Raw genomic sequence first — 19,997 nt, forward strand, 5'->3', positions numbered from 1 at the left:
ATGGTCAATGTTTTTGCCAAAAACAACCATTTAGTCCAAATCCATGTTTTTAATAGTTTTGCTACCTTCCCTTTAGAAGAAGGTAGCATTTTATGGTTTGAATTGATCAACCCTACTGCTGCAGAATTAGACTGTATTGCTAAAAATTACTCTCTTGATATAAGCAACCGTGAAGAATTAGAAAAAAGTACGATGACTAAGTACTTTGAAAACAGTACTTCCATTACAATCAATACTTTTTTTATCCATAAAGACGATCCTTTAGCCTTCCACACAGAGGCCATCACTTACTTAATCGCAAATAATATTTTATTTACAATTTATGATGGCGATTGTAATTTGCCCATTTTTGAGGATATGCAAAAACGAATCTTAGCCAGTCCTAAAAAATTCCAAGATGGGTTTGATGTCTTGGCTAAAATCTTAGAACTTTATTTTGAACAGGGGGCAGATTGTTTAGAAGAGATAAACCGCGAAATTAGTACTTTGCGTAAGCACATTGTCTTAGAGCAAGAAGAACTTAACCACGGAGAAATTTTAATCACTCTCTCATTTTTGCAAGAATTTAACATGGAATTGCGCGATTCACTCTTTGATAAACGGCGCATCATCACCACTTTACTTAAAAGCAATAAAGTAGATAGCGAGACTAAAAAAGATTTTATGATCATTCTTAAGGATTTTAGCTCTCTAGTGGATTTTAGCACAGCTAATCTCAACGCTTTAGATAATATCCAAAATCTTTTCACTTCACAGGTTAATGTGGAACAAAATAAAATCATTAAGCTTTTCACTGTGGCTACGATGGCGATGATGCCCCCTACTCTGATTGGTACGATTTATGGAATGAATTTTGAGGTGATGCCAGAACTTCGCTGGGAATTTGGCTATCCTATGGCGATTGTGGCGATGGTGATCTCTACAATTTTGCCCATTCTTTATTTTAAAAAGAAGGGTTGGTTATAGTGATTGTACAATCAAAAGAGCCAACACCACACAACCTAAAATAAAGGCGCTAACAATTCCCTTTAAATTCTTGTATTTTAAAACCATTAAAAGCCCGCTGGCATAAAATAAACACAAAAACACCCCAAAGGCAAAACCCAGAATCACAAGAGGTTTACCTGCCCTACCCTTGTGTATTTGCATAAGTACCCCTAAAAAATTACGCTTAATGCTTGTAATGGTGCTGGTATTGCCCTGAGAACTTAAATTAATCTCATAACTAGCTGTACCAATCACTAAAGCCCCTCTGCGCTTTCTAGGCTCAATCTTAGAGGGTAGGGGGATTTTATTTTGTTTAAGAAAATTAAGCAAAAAATCTAATTCTTCTTTAGCAGAAACAAAGGGCACTTGCCATTTTTTAATCTCTGCCCCACTCTCTGATTTAACATTTAAAAAGAAAGCAAGCCCACTGATAACAAATAGCAAAGCCATAGGCAAGAAAAATACACTAGCATGCATATGAAAAAGACGCGCCCATTTGGTACTCATAAAATAATATGGCTCACAAACTTAGAAAAATTATCCATCACAAGCCCGCCTTTTCTAAAGCCAAGCCCGCAAGGTTCAAAAGCATAAAAAACATTGGGTTGGTAATATTCCTCCCCAGCTTTATTTAGCTCGTAGTACTCTTGATACACGGGTTTATGGTTGCCATAAACCCCCTCAGTTTTGTGCAGTACTTGTAAATTTGCATCTAAGATTTCTACATTGCTCCCCTCTCTGCCAAAGGCAACTTTTTTAACCTGCTTTTTACGCAAGGGTTCATAGCTAGCCTCTAGTAGCAAAGGGTGGTTAGGGTAGCGATCCCAAAGCAGTTTTAAAAAACGCTTGCTTTGGAAGAGCAAAGTATAAGCGGGGTTTAAAAAAATTGCCTTTTGATTTTCCATGATACTTTGCATAAGCATGGCTAACTCCGGCTCATCAATGGCGATATTTTCCCAAGGCACTAATTTAAACAAATACTCATAATTCACCCCCTCAAAAAACACCCCTTCAGTGGCGTTAAATTGCACCAAGTCTATATAAGTAAAGTGGGTTTGAAACCCGGCACTTCTAGCTGCATCTTCTAAAAACTTAACGGTGCGTTCCTCCTCACTGCTCCCCTTAATGCTAGAAAAAAGGATTTTCCAGCCCTCATACATGGATTCAAAACCGCTAGTATCCTCGCTTAAAGTAACCAGCCGCTTAAAATTTTGCACCAAAGCTTCATGGATATTATTAAACTGCAAATCCTCGTTATAGCCATTGTGTTTGAGTAAAGCCCATTGTACCACCGCGCTTTCATATAGCATAGTCGGGGTATCAGCGTTAAACTCAAGCAACTTAATAGGTTTGCCATCTAATCCTCCTGCTAGATCAAAGCGCCCATAAATATGCCAGTGAATATCCTCCTCCCAGCTTTGTCTAATCATAGGCACAATGCTATTTGGAATGTCTAGCTCAAAAAAGCGCTCTTGATCCATTACCATTTGGGCCGTTTCTACAAACATGTTATAGAGTTCCTCACAGGCTTCATAGTAAGCATCTGCTTCCTTTTGGCTAATACTGATAAGATCATTACTAATATAAGGGCTTTTATCCGGATCTGTGTGCCAATCAAGCCCAATTTCTTCTAACACTTCTTGACTAAGAGGTTCTAAAGTTTTAATGCGCATAGATGTCCTTTCTTTTAAGAAATAGCGCTAGGGCTATGTGAGCCAAAAAAGCCGCTGCGATTTTGTGAGGGGCTGGTATTATGCGTACTTTGAGGCGCAGTAGAGGGCGTAGCAGCGGGACTATGCGGGCTAGAGCTAGTAGGGGTGCTAGTAGGGCTTTGGTTAAAAAACCCGCTACGATTTGTAGAAGCTGGGATTGCATTTGAGCCCCTCCCAAAACTATTTTGGCTTCTTTGGTAGGCCTGTGGAGAGGTGTAATTTCTCTGTGCATTTTGGTTATAATTAGGGTTATTAAATAGCTTATTACCAATATAACTCCCTAAAATAGCCCCCGCAGCAGAGCCTAAAATCGCCGCGCCTATACCAAGCCCTGAGCCCCCGCCTTCGCTAGGGGGTTTGGTTAGCTGGCTATTGCCCTTATCAATCTTAACCTCCTCCTCTTTGATAAACTTTTGAATCTCCTCATCGCTAAGCATTCTCTCCTTACCTTGCAAATCCCGCACCACTACGCGCGTTTTATCACTAGGATACTCCTCAGCCACCTTATAACTTTTATCGGGTTGTTCTTGTAATATCACAAACGCGCCCTTTTTAATGGGCGTGGTGTTACTTGTTTTCTCAGTTGGCTTTTCTTTTTCTTGGTTATGATCCGAGCCCTTACAGCCCGCTAAAGCCACAACAACTACAGCGCTTAGCCCCCCCACAATAGCATAATCTGAAATTTTTCTAAAGGGTTTTTGCATGCAATATCCTTAGTTAAATAAAAATTTCATGATAGCATGTTTTATAAAACTAAGGAATTTTTAATGATCTTAGGCATAGATGAAGCGGGGCGGGGGTGTTTGTGTGGGGCTTTGTTTGTAGCAGGTGTGGCTTGTACTAAAGAGCTAGCCGCTTTTTTTAATAAGCAAGGGCTTAAAGAGAGCAAACAGCTAAAGCGAGAAAAGCGCTTTGAGTTTGCGCAAAAAATTAAAGAGCACCCAGAGATTTTAAGCCTTGTAGTGGCTAAAAGCGCGTTAGAAATTGATCATAAAGGTTTAAGTGTGTGCATGCAAGAGGCTATTGCGCAGATTGTTTTACAATTCCCCCATATTTTACATGTCCAACTAGATGGCAACACGCTTTTTCATCTGCAATTTAGCCATTTAAGATGCTTTGAGCCAATCATTAAGGGCGATTGTCAAATTACCCAAATTGCTATGGCCTCTATTTTGGCTAAAGCAGCTAAAGATAAGGAAATGCTAGCTTTAGATAAAGCTTATCCGGCCTATGGCTTTATACGGCATTGTGGTTATGGTACTCAAGAACACCGTAAAGCTATTGCGCATTTGGGTTATCTAAAAGAGCACCGCAAGAGTTTTAAACTAAAGCCATTTGTAGATAGAAACCAAAATAGAGAGGATATAAACAAAGATGAGCAATCCTCTATGCCAAATGGCAGGCACTAAAGAAACAAGCCTAACTCCAAGCATAACCCCTAAAACACTGCCTAATCCTACTAAAAGCCCCCAGCGCATGTTTTGTAGCTGTAATAGCCCCTGATGGGTTAAAGAAATAACCCCGCTAATAGAGGAGAAAACCACAAAAAATAAACTCAAAGGTACGCTTTGTTTGGGGCTTAGATTTAAATAGCGAGAAAGAAGCGGGACCATTAACACCCCCCCGCCAATACCAAGACTGATAGCAAAAATCCCGGTGAATGCTCCAATCCAAAGGAGGTTAAATTTATCTTTGCTGGTTAGATCCCCTCGTATTTGTCCCTCTTGAGAATTTTGAGACGATCCTAAAACAAAGCGCAAGAGTGAATAAAGAGTAACTAGGATAAAAAGACCTAAAAGGATTTTATGTGGTATATATTTTAAAATCAAACCGCTAAAACCAGCGCCAATTAGTCCGCCAAACCCAGCATAAAGCCCAACAGACATGTTTAAAAGCCCTTTTTTAAAATTAGCCACACTCCCCACTACAGAGGAAAGAGCCATCTGTAAGATAGAAATCCCTACAGCACTTGCATACGAGTGGCCTAAAAAGAGCATGGTTGGCACAATCACCATTCCTCCGCCAATGCCAAAAAATCCGGCTAATATGCCTGTAAAAACCCCTAAGAGCAAAAATAAAAGAGAGGTGATAACTTCCATATTTATAAGTCCTTTGTTTTGTTGTACTTTTTGCTACTTGCATGCTAAAATGCTCTATCTTAATCAAAAGCTAATCAATGATTAATCGTAAAGTTTTCATGCACTTTGATTTTTTGCTTTTGTTTTTTATCCTCCCTCTTATGGGCTTGTCTTTTTTTCTAGTTTATGAAATCAATACAGCCCTAAGCCTGAAACAAGCTATTTACTTCGTGGTGGCTTTTATTGTGTTTTGGGCGATTTTTTTTATCCCCTTTAGACAGCTTGATCGCCTATTTTATCTCTTTTACTGGTTTTGTATTTTCTTATTACTACTTGTAAATATAGTTGGCTCTGTCAAGCTAGGGGCACAGCGTTGGCTAACCATTCCAATTATTTCTTTATCCTTACAACCCAGTGAACCGGTAAAAATTGCTATTTTACTGCTTTTAGCCCATTTAATTAGTACAAATCCTATCCCTCCGGGGGGCTATGGGTGGAAAACATTTGGCAAATTAAGTTTGTATATTTTATTGCCCGTCATTTTAATTTTAAAACAACCGGATTTGGGTACAGCTCTTGTGATTTTAATAATGGGTTTTGGGGTGCTCTTTTTAGTAGGGGTTCACCCTAAAATTTGGATCACCCTAGCTCTTTTTTTCACTATCGCCTCCCCGCTAATTTATAGCTCCTTACATGATTATCAAAAAAAGCGCCTCCATGATTTCATCGCTGAAAAACCCAATTACCATGTGCGCCAATCTATTATTGCCATTGGTTCGGGTGGGTTATTTGGCAAATCTAAAGAACAATCCACCCAAGCTAAACTTAAATTTCTGCCCATTGCCACTAGCGATTTTATTTTTGCCTACTTTGTAGAAAGATTTGGCTTTTTAGGCGCTTTGATACTTCTAGCCTTTTATATGGGTTTTATCTTGCATTTTTTATCCTATTTTAATAGCGATCCTAAAGATCGATTTTTACAAACCATTACCGGAGGGATTGCCATTTTACTCTTTGTCTATACAAGTATAGATATTGCCATGACTTTAGGTTTAGCCCCCGTAGTAGGCCTACCCCTCCCGCTTTTAAGCTATGGGGGGAGTAGTTTTATTACCTTTATTGCCCTCTTTGCGATCTTTGAAAATCTGCTTGCTTTTAAATTTGGTTTTGGTTATAATCGCCCTCTTAGGCGTGGATTCTTAGCTCAGTTGGTCAGAGCATTCGGCTCATAACCGATTGGTCGTAGGTTCGAACCCTACAGAATCCACCACTTTTGAGTATAATTTTCCTATGGAAATAGCAGCCAGCATTTTAAGCGCGGATTTTATGGATTTAAAGCAGAGTATCACACGCGTATATGGCGTGGATCTCTTGCATGTAGATGTGATGGACGGGCATTTTGTACCTAATCTTACCTTTGGGCCTTGTGTGCTTAAAAATTTAGATCAATATTTTAACATTCCGCTAGACATTCACCTTATGGTAGATGATCCTTTATTTTGCATTGATCTTTATAAAAGCTTAAATCCAAGCTATATTACTATTCATTTAGAAAGCACCCCCCATATCCATAAAACGATTCATTACATTAAAAATTTAGGTTTTAAAGCCGGGATAAGCCTAAATCCAGCCACCCCTTTATGCGGACTAGAATATATCCTAGATGATCTAGATTTAGTGCTGTTCATGGGTGTTAATCCGGGCTTTGGTGGGCAAAAATTTCTCCCCCTTGTGCTTAAAAAAATCACCCACTTTAAACAGCGCTTTCCCCACTATACCGGCAAAATAGAAGTAGATGGGGGGATTAATGCTACTAATGCAAAAGACTTATGGGCTTGTGGAGCTAATATACTGGTGGTTGGGAGTTATTTATTTGGCCATGAAGACCCCGCCTTAGCTTTAAAAGAATTGCATAAAACATGAATTCTTATTAATATGGATAATTACCCCCTTAAACCATGTTTTTTAGAACCTTACTACCAATCGCTTTATTGCTTTGTAGATATTGAAACCACAGGGTCTAAGCCTGAAAACTCTAGCATGATTGAAATTGCTGCTTTACTCTATGCTCCGCCTAAAAATCCAATGCATAAGGGGCAAATTATCCGGAGTTTTTCTAGCCTAATCCACTGCTTAGAAATCCCCCCAAAAATTACAGAACTCACCGGTCTTAGCACAGACGATCTTAAAGAAGCGCCCCCTTTAGAAGTTGTATTACAAGATTTTAAGCTTTTTATTCAAGATTATATTTTTGTCGCCCACAATGCAGATTTTGATTTTCATTTTATTAGTTCATGTTGTGCGCAAGTTTTAAATAGCGCGCTTTGTAATGCCAAACTTTGTACGCTTAATTTAGCTAAAAAATGTATCCCTAGCCCTAGACATGGCCTCCAATTTCTCAACACATTTTTAGGGTTAGATATTCCTATTTCTCATAGAGCCTATGCCGATGCACTTGCCTCGTTGCGTGTTTTTGAACACTGTTTACGCGTATTGCCCCAAGAAATTTATACAACCCAAGATCTTTTAGATTATGGCGCTTAAAAAGGTCTAACTCTTTTATTTTTTAATATCCATTTCCTTAGCAACGCGATCGCTAGCCTCTTTAATTTTATCCATCAAAACCTTGCTTTGCTGGGAAAGCTCCACTGTTTTATCCGAAGCCTCCATTCCAGCGGTGATATGCCCAACTACTTGGGAAGTGATCTCACGAATAGAGCCAATGATAGCCCCAATCTCAGTTACAGATTTTCCCGTGCGCTCGGCAAGTTTTCTGACCTCATCAGCCACCACTGCAAACCCGCGTCCATGTTCACCCGCTCTAGCCGCTTCAATGGCAGCATTAAGGGCAAGTAGATTAATTTGATCGGCAATATCTTTAATGGTCTGGGTGATTGAAGAAATTGACTCAGATTGTGATGCAAGATTATCTACTAAATTTGTACTACTTCTCATAGTATCAGCCACACTTTGGATATTAGTTAAGGTCTTTTCTACCATTTCACTCCCATCGCTAGTGAGTTGTTGGTTTTCCTTGATGAGGTTAAAAGTCATGGCTAATTTATTTTTAGTGCTATCCTCTTTACTAGTTACATCGTGGGCGATTTTAATGATCTTATACACCCTGCCATCTTTATCAAAAACAGGGTTATAAGTGGCTTCTAAGTACACTTTTTTACCGCTTTTAGTTATGCGCTCAAAGGTGGATTTTAAAAATTCCCCTCTACGCAACCTATCTTGATTGGCTTTATAGCTAGGTTGTTTGACATATTCAGGATCGCAAAACATAGCGTGGTATTTTCCCTTAATTTCATCAAGAGTATAGCCCATGACTTTTAAGAAATTTTCATTAGCATTAATCACATTCAGATCCGTGTCAAACTCAATAATGGCCATTGAACGATCAACCGCATCATAGATAGCTTTTAAATCATTGTGTTCTAAAAGTACATCAGTAACATCTTCAGCAAACTTTAAAATCTTATAAAGTTTACCCTGTACATCTACTACCGGCGTATAACTTGCCTCTAAATAGATGGCTTTACCGCTCTTAGTTAAGCGCTCAAAAATGCCTTGTATGTATTGCCCCGATCTAAGAGTATTCCAAAACTTGAGATATTCAGGGGATTTTACATATTCCGGATAGCAAAAAATTTCATGGGATTTTCCCTTAACTTCTTCTAAGGAATAACCCATTAATTTTAAAAAGTTAGCATTGGCATTTATCACATGGTGATCTAAATCAAATTCAATCATGGCAGAAGAATCATTAATAGCTTTATAAACCGATCTTAATTCAAATAATTCGTCCTTAGCAACACAGTCGCATTCAGGCTTTCCCTCTGGTTTTTTCCTAAAAAACATTAAACTCCCTTATTTAAAATTTGAAAGCATGCGCTCATTTTACTACCAAAGGGGGTTAATATAAACACGAAGGCTAAAACGGGGGGGGGGGGGGAATAACCATTTTAATTTAAACTCACCTTGATTTTATCCTTATTCTCTGCTTACAAAATGCTAGTTCTAACATCTATCTAAAATTTGCATCTTAAATTAGAGTAGCTTAAGCCTTTATCAAGATTTAAGTACTTTGATACAAAACATAAGCTATCATGGTTTTTATTTTTAAACAAAGGGAGATCATGCAATCCCATAAAAGACTTTTTAAAACTATATCAACCCGTTTAGATCATCTAACTTCTTTAAATGCCCATAACGAGAGAAATATCCATGCAGAACTTGCCAAAAAAGGGCTTAATCGGCGCGATTTTATGAAATGGGCAGGGGCGATGACGGCTACTTTAGCCTTGCCTGCAAGCTTTATCCCTCTAACGGCTAGAGCTGTGGAAGTGGCCAATCGCATGCCTGTTATTTGGTTGCACATGGCTGAGTGTACCGGCTGTAGCGAGAGTTTACTTAGAAGTGAAGACCCTAGCATTGATAGTATTATCTTTGATTATATCAATTTAGAATACCACGAAACAATTATGGTGGCTAGTGGTTATCAAGCTAATAAGAGTTTAGAACAAGCTGTTACTAAGCACAAAGGCAATTATATTTTAATGGTAGAGGGAGGCATTCCACAAGGCACTGAGTACTTTTTAACTGTGGGAGCACAGGGGCGTACAGGGGCTGAGGAGTGTCGCAGGGCTGCAAAGTATGCTAAGGCTATTTTAGCTATTGGGACATGCTCAAGCTTTGGAGGCGTGCAGGCAGCCTATCCTAACCCCTCTAATGCACAGCCTCTTAGTAAAATCATTGATAAACCTATTATTAATGTACCCGGTTGCCCGCCAAGTGAAAAAAACATTGTAGGTTGCGTGCTTTATTTGATCATGTTTGGGACTGCTCCGCGCCTAGATGCTTATAACCGCCCCACTTGGGCTTATGGACGCCGTATCCATGATTTATGCGAACGGCGGGGGCATTTTGATGCGGGTGAGTTTGTACAACACTTTGGCGATGAAAACGCTAAAAATGGCTTTTGTCTTTATAAAATGGGTTGTAAAGGACCTTATACCTTTAATAACTGCTCTAAACTGCGCTTTAATTCCCACACCAACTGGCCTATTGGCGCTGGGCATGGGTGCATTGGTTGCTCTGAGCCTAATTTTTGGGATACTATGAGTCCTTTTGAAGAGCCTATCTCTAATCGCCTTATCACCCCGCTTACTAGCGCCTTTGGTGGAGTAGGGGCAGATAAGGTAGCTGATAGTGTAGGAATAATTGCTCTAAGTGCAGCTGGTATTGGTATTGCTATGCATGCGCTTCTCTCTAACTTTTCTAAGAACAAGCCAGCAGATTAATGCAAGCGCTTTTTAAAACAACTTACAAACTAGGCTTAATGGCCTCTATTCTTCCCCTCTTAGGAGCTTCTATGCCACACATTAAAATCACCATTCACGAGCAAAGCTTACGCGCCACTTTAGAGGATAACCCCACTACCCGTGCTTTAATTGCCAAAATGCCCTTTACAGTGTGCATGCAAAATTTATATGGCCGTGAACTAGTCCATCGCTTAGGGGCTAGGGCTTTGCCCACGGGGAAGTTGCGCCATGACGCTTACAAGGTAGGCGATTTGATCTATTGGCCACCCCGGGGGAGTTTAGTGATTTTATACAAACAAAATGGCGAGATTTTTGAGCGCCAACAACTAGGGCACATTGCACAAGATGTATCCAAACTAGGCCAATTTGAAAGTGTTGAGGCCACTTTTAGTATAGAAAAATAAGGAGGAAGTGTGGATTTTTTAAAAGCAATAGGCGGGGGTTTTTTAATAGCCACACTAGCCTTTATAAACCTAGTACAGGCAATCCCTAGCGATGCACATAATTTTTATGTGAGTTCAAAGTTACAGCATAAAAATATCGCTTTTAAAAACGCCTATGGTATGGAGTTAAGCGGTACGCTCTTTTTACCTAAAAAAATGCAAGAGGGCAAAAAATACCCGGCTATTATTGTAGGCCACCCCTTTGGAGCCGTGCGTGAGCAAGCTGCTAATCTTTATGCCCAAAAAATAGCGGAAGCGGGCTTTATCACCCTCACTTTTGATCAATCCTTTTGGGGGGAGAGTGCTGGAGAGCCCCGTGGTGCAGTTTTACCAGATGTGTATGTAGAAAATTTTAGCGCAGCCTTAGATTATTTGATCACTCTTCCTTTTATAGATTCTAATAACATTGGCGTACTTGGTATTTGTGCTAGCGGGGGGTTTGCTCTAGCTGCAGCTAAGATTGATCCGCGTATCAAAGCTGTCGCTACTTCTAGTATGTATGATATGGGCGCTTTTTTCCGCACGGGTTTAAAAAACAACCGCAATAAAAATATCCTCAAAAAAGACTTGCTTAGAGCCGCACAAACCCGCACACAGGCAATCAAAGAGGGTAAACCTATTTATGGACCCGGACAAAATGACGCTATCTTTTTAGAGGCCAAAGAGTCTAATGCCTTTTATAAAACCAAAAGAGGACAGGTGGCTAGCAATAACCGCCGCACAACACCTGCAACCTATGCCAAGTTTTTAAATTTCTATCCCTTTAATGATTTAGACCTCATCTCCCCACGGCCTATTTTATTTGTTGTAGGAGAAATAGCCCCCTCGCGTAGTTTTACAGAGAGTGCCTACAAATTAGCCAGCCAACCCAAAGAGTTAGTGGTGATCAAAGGGGCAAACCGCACAGATCTTTACGATCGCACAAATATGATTCCTTGGAATAAATTTATCCAGTTTTTCCATAAAAATTTGAAATAAGGAGGCTTAAATGGCTAAAAAAATCATCGTCGATCCCATCACCCGTATTGAGGGGCATTTGCGTATTGAGGTGGTGGTAGACGATCACAATGTGATCACCGATGCCTTCTCTTCCTCTACGCTTTTTAGAGGCCTTGAAACCATCATTAAAAATCGCGATCCACGCGATGCGGGTTTTATCGCCCAGCGCATTTGCGGGGTTTGTACTTACTCACACTATAAGGCTGGAGTGAGTGCGGTAGAGGACGCCCTAGGCATTGTGCCCCCTTTGAATGCACAATTAGTTAGAAGCATGATGAATATCGCGCTATTACTCCATGATCATGTGGTGCATTTTTATACCCTGCATGGCCTAGATTGGTGCGATCTACTCAGCGCTCTAAAAGCCGATCCTAAAAAAGCTAGCCAAATAGCTTTCCACTATAGCGATTATCCACTAGGAACAGGGGCTAATGAGCTTAAAGAGGTGCAAAAACGGGTGGGGGATTTTGCTAAACAGGGCGCACTTGGGCCCTTTAATAATGGCTATTATGGGCATGCTACTTATCACTTTAGCCCCGAGCAAAACCTCATTGTACTTTCTCACTATTTAAAACTTTTGGCTATCCAAAGAGAAGCGGCTAAAATGACGGCTATTTTTGGGGCCAAACAACCCCACCCGCAAAGTTTAACCGTAGGCGGAATCACCTCTGTAATGGATGTGCTTGATCCTACAAGGCTAGGTGAGTGGAAAAGCAAGTTTGAAACGGTGAGAGATTTTGTAGAGCGGGCTTATTATGCAGATATTGTCATGGCAGCGGGTAGTTTTAATAAAGAGCAAAGCGTGCTAAAGGGTTGTGGGCTTAAAAATTTCATCGCCCATGAGGAAATCCTTTTAAGCAAAGGCAAATATCTTTTAAGCTCGGGGGTGGTACTTAATGGCGATCTAAACACGCTACATAAAATTGATGAAAAATTGATCAAAGAGGAGGTTACCCATTCGTGGTATAAATATGAGAGTAAGGAGATCCAATTACACCCCTATGATGGCCAAACCAACCCGCACTACACCGGCTTTAAAGACGGGCAAAGTGTGGGCATAGACGGTAAAATGATAAATAGTAAGGTGTTAGATACACAAAATAAATACTCTTGGATCAAATCCCCCCGCTATAACGGCTTGCCTATGGAGGTGGGGCCTTTGGCCTCTTTAGCAGTAGGGTTAGCAGCTAAAAACCCCCACACCACTAAAGTCGCCCAGCAGTTTTTAAAAGACACCCATCTTCCTATAGAGGCTATTTTTAGCACACTAGGGCGCACAGCCGCGCGCTGTTTGGAATCTAAAATTTTGGTAGAAAATGGCCTACAAACTCTTGACTCTTTAGTAGAAAATCTCAAATCCGATCAAAGCACCTGTGCGCCCTATTACATTGATAAAAACAAGGAATATCAAGGGCGCTACATCGGGCAAGTGCCAAGAGGCATGCTAAGCCACTGGGTAAGGATTAAAAACGGGGTGGTGGCTAATTATCAAGCAGTTGTACCCTCTACTTGGAATGGAGGCGCTAGAGATAGTAAGGGTCAAAAGGGACCCTATGAAATGAGCTTAATTGGCACTAAAATTGCTGATTTAACCCAGCCCTTAGAGATTATCCGTACCATTCACTCTTTTGACCCCTGCATTGCCTGCTCAGTGCACATGATAGATACGCAGGGTACAGATTTAGGCGATTTTAAAGTTGAACCTAGTTTTTTAAGGGGAGCCCATGGCAGAGTCTGAATACCACGCTGTAAGAGAATTTTCTGGTTTAGTGCGCTTGTTTCACTGGGGGCGGGCTTTGGCGATTTTTTTGCTTTTGCCCACAGGATTTTACATTGCCTACCCCTTTTTACAACCCGGTGCTAGTGTTTATCACAACATGTATTTTTTGCAGGCCTATATCCGTAGTTTCCATGAGGTGTTAGGCTTTTTCCTCATTGCTCTCTCTCTTTTTCGCTTTTATCTCTTTTTCTTTGATAAAAAAAGCCAAAATGAGCGCGCTTCTATCCGGTATGTGGGGCGTCTTAGCGCATGGGTTGATCAACTTAAGGTGTACTTTTGGATTGGTAAACCCAAACACGCTAAGAGTACTTATAACCCCTTGCAATTTGTGGCCTACTTTAGTTTGTGTGTGCTACTTGTGATCATTTCTTTAAGCGGCATTGTACTTTATTATAATGTCTATCATAATGGCTTAGGCGCGATACTTGGACATGGCTTTAAATGGTTTGAAGTGCTTTGTGGCGGGCTTTCTAATGTGCGCTATATCCACCATTTAGCCACATGGGGGATTTTGCTTTTTATCCCTATCCATGTCTACATGGTATTTTACAATTCAGTTAAATTCCCAAATGGGGGCGCGGATTCTATCATCTCTGGTATCCGCTATGTGAAAGATTGATCTGAAAATTTTAGTTCTTGGCATTGGCAATATTTTACTTGGCGATGAGGGGGTGGGGGTGCATTTATGCCATTTTTTAAAACATAACTACTCTTTTAATCCTCCCATTGATTGTCTTGATGGCGGTACGCTTGCCCAAGCGCTTATCCCCTTTATTGTGGAGTATGAGCGCGTACTACTTTTAGATTGTATAGGCGTGAAAGATGCGCAAGTAGGCGAGGTATTTTGCTTTGATTTTGAAAAAGTGCCTGCTAACATTTCTTGGGCGGGTAGTGCGCATGAAGTAGAAATGCTGCAAACTCTTAAACTCACCGCTCTTATGGGGGATCTACCCCCCACAACCATTATTGGCCTCATACCCTCGCTAGCTTTAGAAACCACCTTTGAACTCTCAAGTGCTCTACTTGAGGGAACACAGATCGCCCTACAAAAAGCTTTAGAAATTTTAAAAAGCTGGGGCGTTCATGCACAATTAAAACCCAAACCTTTAGGTTTGCAAGAGTTAGCCCACCTCTCTTATAAACTATGACCTTTGCCTTTAGCTTTGCTGTGCTTGACTCTTCACTTTTAGAAATTTTTAATCGCTTTTTAGCCTTCCACGCCTCTACACTCTGTCTTCCCTATGCCTCTATTTTGCAAGATAAAAACTATTCTTTTTATATCAAGGCTACAGAGAATGAAGCCCAAGATTTTGCCACTTTGCTTAGCCAAAGACTACCCGCCTCTTTAGGTTTTAGTTTTCTTAAAATAGAAGTATTAGATTTAGAATGCAAATGGCAGAGTCAAAAACCTATAGAGCCAAAAATAGATGTATTAAAATGGCAGGCTTTTTTAGAGGGGGAGGTTTGGGAGGATTTTATTTTACATTTAGCTTATAAAGACAAGCCTTTTACATTAAGCAATCTTAAGCCCACTCTTTTAAAAATCGCACACACTCTTAAGCAAGGCCAAGAGGTGTGTTTTTCTACTTGCAGAGGGCTTAAAGCCTTAAGCCTAAAACCAAGTAAGCGGGTTATGTTTGCTAATTTAGATAGTTTACTTAGCCTCACACGCATAGATAAAACAAGCGCACAGGCCCTAGCTAGCTATGAAAAGCCTAGTATGTGGGTTTGCCCTAAAGAGGTTTTTAAACAAGAGCTTTTATTAGCTCAAAGCGATCAAATCTTAGCTAGTTTGCCCTTTGATCCCTTGCTTGGCCTCTTAGGGAAGTTTTTACACGCATTAGAAATGCCCTATATTTTTATGCATGAGAGTGAAAAGAAAGCGCATTTAAACTACCAATGTTTAGACACCTACTCTAAAGATTTAACCATTACCCCCTCTAAAAAAGGTATTATTCTTTGGCATGGTTTCCATACTTTAAAGCATGCCATGCAAGCCTTAGAGCAAGAGCGCCATGTACTTATCCATCTTAGTTTTAAAGAGCCTAGTTGTTTTTGGATTAAAGAGGGGAATTATAAATATCTTTTGCATTTGCAGATAGATACCTCTATTCCTTCTATTTTAAAACGCATCCAACAAGAATCTAAGGGCGCTTCACTCTATAAAAACTACAAAAAAGAATTTAAAACCTTGTGTGAGACGCTCGAACAAACTCCCCCCTCAGAGCCTAGTAAAAACCTACTAGATCTTTTAGGGGTGCTTTCTCAGATTTTAGGTTTAAGCCCCTTGAATAATAGCGCGCTTGTTTTTGAACATGCTAGGGCCTTTTTACGCCATAAGGGCCCGCGTATTGATTTTAAGATAACAGAGCGCCATAAAAGGCTTTTTTTAGACGATTTAGCCCCCCTAAAAACAGCTATGAGCTTTCATTTAGCTGGAGTAGAAGATGCGACTCTGTGCTTTGGAGTATTAGATTCTTTAGCCGAGTTTTTGGGCAATTTTATTTATGATACTTATCTTAATTTTAGTATAAACCGGGTGTGTTTGTGTGGCGATGTGTTTTTAGAAAAGGTGTTTTTAGATTTATGTGTGGGTTATTTTCCTAAGGAATGTACTTACCTATGGCCTCCCTTTGAAAATCCATGTTAGAATAAATGCATGCAAAAGAATGATAAAATTTATGTCGCGGGGCATTTAGGGTTAGTGGGGCGCGCGTTGGTGGCATCTTTATTAGATCAAGGCTATACAAATTTAATTTTAAAAACCCATGCAGAATTAGATTTAACCAGACAAAGCGCAGTGGAGGCGTTTTTCAAACAAGAACACCCCGATGTGGTGATCTTAGCTGCTGCTAAAGTGGGGGGGATTTTAGCCAATAACACCTACAAGGCAGATTTTATTTATCAAAATTTAGCAATCCAAACCAATACAATTCATTACGCCTACCAATATGGGGTTAAAAAGCTCTTATTTTTGGGTTCAACTTGTATTTATCCCAAAGAAAGCCCCCAACCTATTAAAGAGGAATATTTACTCAGTAGCGCCTTAGAATCCACTAATGAAGCCTATGCTATCGCTAAAATTGCCGGGTTAAAGATGTGTGAGGCATACAATGCCCAGTATAAAACTAATTTTATTAGTGCCATGCCCACTAATCTTTATGGCCCCTTTGATAATTTTGATTTACAAAACGCCCATGTCTTACCTGCGCTATTAAGAAAAATGCATTTAGCGCGCCTTTTAGAGCAAGGGCATATAGATTTAGTACTACAAGATTTGCAAGTTTCTAGCCCTCAAGAAGGATTAGCCATTTTAGAAAAATATGCTATCAGTGCAGAGGCTGTAGGCATTTGGGGGAGTGGCAAACCCAGACGCGAATTTTTACACAGCAACGATTTAGCACACGCCTGTGTGTTTTTATTAGAGCACCAAAAAGCCGCCCCCACAAATAACCATGTTAATATTGGCACAGGAGAGGATATTAGCATTCAAGATTTAGCTATGATGATTAAAAAAATCGTCGGTTTTAAAGGCGCGTTAGTCTTTGATCACACCAAACCCGATGGCACTTTATACAAGTGTAGCGATGTGAGTAAAATCACGCATTTAGGATGGAAAGCCTCTATAGGATTAGAAGAGGGGCTTAAAGATCTTTATTTGTGGTATCAAAATAAACAAACCATTAAAAGTTAACTCTTTATCCATATAATCTAAATGAGCGGGCGGTCTTTCTGGTTTAACAATATTACACTTTATGGGGATATAAACCTTTTGATAGACTATGCGGGGGGTGCAACCTAGTAGTAGCGTTGCTAATAATGGCTTAAAGCATTGGATTAAATACTTTTTAAGTGAGTGTGGGCTATTGTCTACTTGCAGGTTCAAACGCGGTTAATCGCCTGCTCGGCCGTTAAAGGTTTGAATAAGATCGGCGTTTCTGATCTTGTCTTGTAAGTATTTCAATCTAGCTTTTGGAATGAAGGTTATAAGCCTTTTATCTGCATCTTGTGTTATGAGTAGTGCAAAGAATTTATTATCCTCATCTACAAATCTCTTAATTAATTCTGCTCTGTTACCCTTTGTGAGTTTAATATCCCACTCTCTTAAAGTCGGCTCTACCAAATTTAAGTAAGCTAATCTGCTTTGGGCATCTTTTTTAACCTGCAAGTGTTTAATAAAGTTCTCTTTATTCTCTACTCCCTCTAAACTCTTTAAAAAGCCTTTTACATCTAGTTCTTTAGGTATGGGTGTAGCATATGTACTTAGATCAAGATTTTTAATAAAGGCCTCTTTATCGGTGATAATTCTGTAAGGGCGTTCTTGACTTTTAAGGGGGGGAGTGGTAGGGTGTGGCGTGTGAGTTAGGGGTTCATCTGTAGAAGTCAGTACAGGATTAAATTTATCGCTATAAGCGGACAAGTTCGCGGTATCGCCCTTAACTTCTTCTGGTATTTCTCCATGTGTTTTTTTGTAGCTTGTGATAATCCAACGATTGTCTCCTTCACCTTTCCACCCTTTGGATAGCCCAACTAAATAGTATTCATCTTCGTGTTTAAGCCATATAGTTTTGATACCTGCTTGATCTGTTATTAAATTTCCTTTTTGTACAATCTCTTCTAAGGCATTGGCTAATTTTTGTTTAGGTGTATATCCTCTAAACCATGTGAAGTCATTAAGATGTTTTTTAACGATTTTGTTTAATCCATAGCCTTTTGCTCCGCCTTCCCCCCACACCAAATCTATATCGCCTAAATCCTCCCTATAAAATGCCCCGGCTACTTGTCCCTTCTTAGCCTGTATGAGTTTGGCTACTGCACCTTGTGGGTCGTGGTAAAACTGCTCAAAGTTTGTACCAAAGGCTTTATTAAAGGGTCTTAGTGTGGTGAGTTCAGGGTCATTACTAAAAATTAAACTCACTCGTTCATCTTGTAGCGTCTCTTTAAGGTTAAAATTTTGGCCTAAATGATTATAAAGGTTAAAGCCCTCATGGGTTGGTTCAATACTAAATCTTTCAATGCCTCTTGGGGTTTGTTGTATGAAGGTTAAAAACTTTTTATCGCCTGCATCTAGTTTTATAATTACATCGGGGTTTTCAAGAGCTCTTTTAAATTCTTTTAACTGCACTATCCCCCATCTATGTATTTCTCTTTGGCTAAATTGAATGTTGTAGCCTAGTGGTTCTAAAGCCCTTTGTACTTTAGGGTTAAATTTAGGTTTATAAAAGACTTCTGAGGGTTTTAAGTTTAGGCCTTCTTCCCCCCATAACTCATAAAATCTTAATTTGCTAGAGTGTGTTTTGTCAAAATCAGGCAAATATTTAGGGTCAATGTCTTTGGTGGCCTCATCTATTTCTTTTAATTTGTATTTTTGTTGTTCTTGACTTTTAAAGCCCTCTTGTGATACTCTCTTTTCAGGGTTTAAGCCACTGCTAGGGTGTAGTGGGGTATTAATCTGCAAGTCAGAGGGCTTCATAGCAGTTCCGCCCGATTTTAACATATCAGACGCGCTAGCAACTTCCCCACTTTTAAACCCTGCGTTATAAAGGATTTTTGAATTATCCACCTTGTTTTTAATAGCCGATAGTGCTTTTCTGGTATGTGTGCTAAACACCCACTCCCCATTATAATTCTTAGCCACACTCATAAAATACCTATTCTTATCAGGGTCTATAAATTCTTTGATAAATAGTAAGCCTTTGCTATCATCTAACACCATGTTAGGGTTTTCTAAAGTCGGCCTAATATAATCTATCAACCCGCTTTTATCCCGTTTCACTAGCTTATACAAACTCCCTTGGGTGAGTTTAATTTGCTCTCCATGTAGCACACCCTCTAAAGCCTCTTTAACTTCTGGGGCAAATTTAGGGATAAAAGGTTCATTGGTGTTTTTAAGGTTAAAGGCCTGCATCCATTTAGCATACGATACATTGACTATTTCTTGCTTTTCTAATTGCTTAATTTCTGCTTCACTTAAATTTGTATCTACACTAGCTAGCGCGCTTTTTTCTGCTGCACTTCTAGCTTGTGCTTGTTCTAGGGCTTGAATTTCTACGCTATCTTTAAGCGCATTCTTAGCCGCTAATGCCTTTTTCTCTAAAGCGGGCAATAAGTCTAATACTTTGCTAGTAAATTGGCTAGTTTCACCGCTAGCAATAGCTAAATGCACAAAATCAAAGATATTTGCCTTATTTAAGGGTTTGCCCTCTATGCCTTGCATCATCTTAGCCATATTAGGGGCGACTAATTCCTCTAAGCCTTTAGGGGCGTATTTTAAAAATTCATAAAAGCTACTGGCTGGGTTTTCTAACTGGGCAAATCTAGCTAAACTTGATCCTAGTAAGGAGCTAAGCAAATCATCATACACCGCTGGGCTTAAGCTCTTAATCATGGTATTAAGCCCTTGATCATCTGTAGTCTTAAGTAAAGTTTCTATTTGCTCATATAAGTTTGCAAAGTTCTTACCCCTTGTGTTTTTCAGCGCTCTAGCGCTTTGTTCAATGGCTTTACTCAAGTAAGGGCTTAAATGTAAACTTTCTAATCTAGGGTGATTCATAAGGTTATATAAGCCGCCTGCATTTTTCACAAACATATCTTTTAAACGGGTAAATTCTAATGGGTCTAAGTTCTTTTGGGCAAAGTCTAGGGCTTCAGATAAACTAGTTTGGTTATTG

19 protein-coding genes and 1 tRNA gene are annotated in these 19,997 nt (G+C 39.7%); 14 read left to right on the top strand and 6 right to left on the bottom strand.

The features are described 5' to 3' along the window. Positions 1–966: a magnesium/cobalt transporter CorA gene (gene corA, locus G6Q00_RS06815; protein ID WP_163532544.1), complete on the top strand. Its 966-nt coding sequence runs from the start codon at positions 1–3 to the stop codon at positions 964–966. Here the strand turns inward: corA and G6Q00_RS06820 are convergent. The 3 genes from G6Q00_RS06820 to G6Q00_RS06830 are packed head-to-tail and all read right to left on the bottom strand — an operon-like array spanning position 961 to position 3,403. Next, entirely contained in the window at positions 961–1,494 is a 534-nt protein-coding gene (locus tag G6Q00_RS06820) for a PepSY domain-containing protein (RefSeq protein ID WP_163532545.1), read from the bottom strand. The genes corA and G6Q00_RS06820 overlap by 6 nt on opposite strands. Beyond that, the gene (locus tag G6Q00_RS06825; RefSeq protein WP_163532546.1) at positions 1,491–2,660 is read right to left on the bottom strand and encodes a glutathionylspermidine synthase family protein; all 1,170 of its coding nucleotides are present in this window, start codon (positions 2,658–2,660) and stop codon (positions 1,491–1,493) included. The genes G6Q00_RS06820 and G6Q00_RS06825 overlap by 4 nt, the downstream gene beginning before the upstream one ends. A 14-nt stretch (positions 2,661–2,674) precedes the next feature. Then, positions 2,675–3,403 (bottom strand): UPF0323 family lipoprotein, encoded by a 729-nt coding sequence (locus tag G6Q00_RS06830; RefSeq protein ID WP_163532547.1) that lies wholly within the window; start codon positions 3,401–3,403, stop codon positions 2,675–2,677. A gap of 63 nt (positions 3,404–3,466) precedes the next feature. Between G6Q00_RS06830 and G6Q00_RS06835 the strand changes: the two genes are divergently transcribed. Beyond that, positions 3,467–4,108: a ribonuclease HII gene (locus tag G6Q00_RS06835; protein WP_163532548.1), complete on the top strand. Its 642-nt coding sequence runs from the start codon at positions 3,467–3,469 to the stop codon at positions 4,106–4,108. Here G6Q00_RS06835 and G6Q00_RS06840 read toward each other — a convergent pair. Further along, the gene (locus G6Q00_RS06840; RefSeq protein ID WP_163532549.1) at positions 4,025–4,798 is read right to left on the bottom strand and encodes a sulfite exporter TauE/SafE family protein; all 774 of its coding nucleotides are present in this window, start codon (positions 4,796–4,798) and stop codon (positions 4,025–4,027) included. The two genes, G6Q00_RS06835 and G6Q00_RS06840, sit on opposite strands and share 84 nt — an antisense overlap. A gap of 98 nt (positions 4,799–4,896) precedes the next feature. On the opposite strand from G6Q00_RS06840, the gene G6Q00_RS06845 reads away from it, so the two are divergent. The 4 genes from G6Q00_RS06845 (at position 4,897) to G6Q00_RS06860 (ending at position 7,321) form a co-directional block, all read left to right on the top strand. Then, complete coding sequence (locus G6Q00_RS06845) at positions 4,897–6,009, top strand: FtsW/RodA/SpoVE family cell cycle protein (protein ID WP_163499579.1); 1,113 nt, start codon at positions 4,897–4,899, stop codon at positions 6,007–6,009. After that, positions 5,971–6,047, top strand: a tRNA-Ile gene (locus G6Q00_RS06850). The genes G6Q00_RS06845 and G6Q00_RS06850 overlap by 39 nt, the downstream gene beginning before the upstream one ends. Next, positions 6,014–6,700: a ribulose-phosphate 3-epimerase gene (gene rpe, locus G6Q00_RS06855; protein WP_346265337.1), complete on the top strand. Its 687-nt coding sequence runs from the start codon at positions 6,014–6,016 to the stop codon at positions 6,698–6,700. The genes G6Q00_RS06850 and rpe overlap by 34 nt, the downstream gene beginning before the upstream one ends. A gap of 12 nt (positions 6,701–6,712) precedes the next feature. Next, complete coding sequence (locus G6Q00_RS06860) at positions 6,713–7,321, top strand: exonuclease domain-containing protein (RefSeq protein WP_163532550.1); 609 nt, start codon at positions 6,713–6,715, stop codon at positions 7,319–7,321. A gap of 15 nt (positions 7,322–7,336) precedes the next feature. Here the strand turns inward: G6Q00_RS06860 and G6Q00_RS06865 are convergent, their stop codons facing one another. Next, the gene (locus G6Q00_RS06865) at positions 7,337–8,641 is read right to left on the bottom strand and encodes a methyl-accepting chemotaxis protein (protein ID WP_163499552.1); all 1,305 of its coding nucleotides are present in this window, start codon (positions 8,639–8,641) and stop codon (positions 7,337–7,339) included. Between the two features lie 278 nt (positions 8,642–8,919). On the opposite strand from G6Q00_RS06865, the gene G6Q00_RS06870 reads away from it, so the two are divergent. From G6Q00_RS06870 to G6Q00_RS06905, 8 genes are read left to right on the top strand one after another with little or no spacing between them, the layout of a single operon-like run. After that, positions 8,920–10,083 (top strand): hydrogenase small subunit, encoded by a 1,164-nt coding sequence (locus G6Q00_RS06870; RefSeq protein ID WP_163532551.1) that lies wholly within the window; start codon positions 8,920–8,922, stop codon positions 10,081–10,083. Beyond that, the gene (locus tag G6Q00_RS06875; RefSeq protein WP_205426564.1) at positions 10,083–10,508 is read left to right on the top strand and encodes a cyclophilin-like fold protein; all 426 of its coding nucleotides are present in this window, start codon (positions 10,083–10,085) and stop codon (positions 10,506–10,508) included. The genes G6Q00_RS06870 and G6Q00_RS06875 overlap by 1 nt, the downstream gene beginning before the upstream one ends. Before the next feature lie 9 nt (positions 10,509–10,517). Further along, positions 10,518–11,525 carry an alpha/beta hydrolase gene (locus G6Q00_RS06880; RefSeq protein WP_205426565.1) on the top strand — a complete coding sequence of 336 codons (1,008 nt, stop codon included), beginning with the start codon at positions 10,518–10,520 and terminating at the stop codon, positions 11,523–11,525. Positions 11,526–11,535: 10 nt separating this feature from the next. Beyond that, a complete protein-coding gene (locus G6Q00_RS06885) occupies positions 11,536–13,284 on the top strand; it encodes a nickel-dependent hydrogenase large subunit (RefSeq protein WP_163532552.1) in 1,749 nt (582 codons plus the stop codon). Continuing rightward, complete coding sequence (gene cybH / locus G6Q00_RS06890) at positions 13,271–13,945, top strand: Ni/Fe-hydrogenase, b-type cytochrome subunit (protein WP_163532553.1); 675 nt, start codon at positions 13,271–13,273, stop codon at positions 13,943–13,945. Before G6Q00_RS06885 ends, cybH begins: the two co-directional genes overlap by 14 nt. Next, positions 13,941–14,474, top strand: coding sequence for a HyaD/HybD family hydrogenase maturation endopeptidase (locus G6Q00_RS06895; protein ID WP_163532563.1), 534 nt, complete (start codon positions 13,941–13,943; stop codon positions 14,472–14,474). Before cybH ends, G6Q00_RS06895 begins: the two co-directional genes overlap by 5 nt. Positions 14,475–14,494: 20 nt before the next feature. After that, entirely contained in the window at positions 14,495–15,976 is a 1,482-nt protein-coding gene (locus G6Q00_RS06900; protein WP_240331036.1) for a hypothetical protein, read from the top strand. 9 nt (positions 15,977–15,985) lie between these two features. After that, the gene (locus G6Q00_RS06905) at positions 15,986–17,020 is read left to right on the top strand and encodes a GDP-L-fucose synthase family protein (protein ID WP_163532555.1); all 1,035 of its coding nucleotides are present in this window, start codon (positions 15,986–15,988) and stop codon (positions 17,018–17,020) included. Positions 17,021–17,218: 198 nt separating this feature from the next. Here G6Q00_RS06905 and G6Q00_RS06910 read toward each other — a convergent pair. Continuing rightward, positions 17,219–19,997: PBECR2 nuclease fold domain-containing protein (locus G6Q00_RS06910; RefSeq protein WP_275896772.1), on the bottom strand; the 2,779-nt coding region annotated here is incomplete at its 5' end.

Origin of the sequence: Helicobacter suis, from assembly GCF_902196125.1 — a bacterium.
GTDB lineage: Bacteria > Campylobacterota > Campylobacteria > Campylobacterales > Helicobacteraceae > Helicobacter > Helicobacter suis_B.

What these genes read in the sequence shown, in the direction of transcription:
- corA (WP_163532544.1), top strand. Translation starts at nt 1, where the DNA reads ATGGTCAATGTTTTTGCCAAAAACAACCATTTAGTCCAAATCCATGTT.
- G6Q00_RS06820 (WP_163532545.1), bottom strand. Translation starts at nt 1,494, where the DNA reads ATGAGTACCAAATGGGCGCGTCTTTTTCATATGCATGCTAGTGTATTT.
- G6Q00_RS06825 (WP_163532546.1), bottom strand. Translation starts at nt 2,660, where the DNA reads ATGCGCATTAAAACTTTAGAACCTCTTAGTCAAGAAGTGTTAGAAGAA.
- G6Q00_RS06830 (WP_163532547.1), bottom strand. Translation starts at nt 3,403, where the DNA reads ATGCAAAAACCCTTTAGAAAAATTTCAGATTATGCTATTGTGGGGGGG.
- G6Q00_RS06835 (WP_163532548.1), top strand. Translation starts at nt 3,467, where the DNA reads ATGATCTTAGGCATAGATGAAGCGGGGCGGGGGTGTTTGTGTGGGGCT.
- G6Q00_RS06840 (WP_163532549.1), bottom strand. Translation starts at nt 4,798, where the DNA reads ATGGAAGTTATCACCTCTCTTTTATTTTTGCTCTTAGGGGTTTTTACA.
- G6Q00_RS06845 (WP_163499579.1), top strand. Translation starts at nt 4,897, where the DNA reads ATGCACTTTGATTTTTTGCTTTTGTTTTTTATCCTCCCTCTTATGGGC.
- G6Q00_RS06860 (WP_163532550.1), top strand. Translation starts at nt 6,713, where the DNA reads ATGGATAATTACCCCCTTAAACCATGTTTTTTAGAACCTTACTACCAA.
- G6Q00_RS06865 (WP_163499552.1), bottom strand. Translation starts at nt 8,641, where the DNA reads ATGTTTTTTAGGAAAAAACCAGAGGGAAAGCCTGAATGCGACTGTGTT.
- G6Q00_RS06870 (WP_163532551.1), top strand. Translation starts at nt 8,920, where the DNA reads ATGCAATCCCATAAAAGACTTTTTAAAACTATATCAACCCGTTTAGAT.
- G6Q00_RS06875 (WP_205426564.1), top strand. Translation starts at nt 10,083, where the DNA reads ATGCAAGCGCTTTTTAAAACAACTTACAAACTAGGCTTAATGGCCTCT.
- G6Q00_RS06885 (WP_163532552.1), top strand. Translation starts at nt 11,536, where the DNA reads ATGGCTAAAAAAATCATCGTCGATCCCATCACCCGTATTGAGGGGCAT.
- cybH (WP_163532553.1), top strand. Translation starts at nt 13,271, where the DNA reads ATGGCAGAGTCTGAATACCACGCTGTAAGAGAATTTTCTGGTTTAGTG.
- G6Q00_RS06905 (WP_163532555.1), top strand. Translation starts at nt 15,986, where the DNA reads ATGCAAAAGAATGATAAAATTTATGTCGCGGGGCATTTAGGGTTAGTG.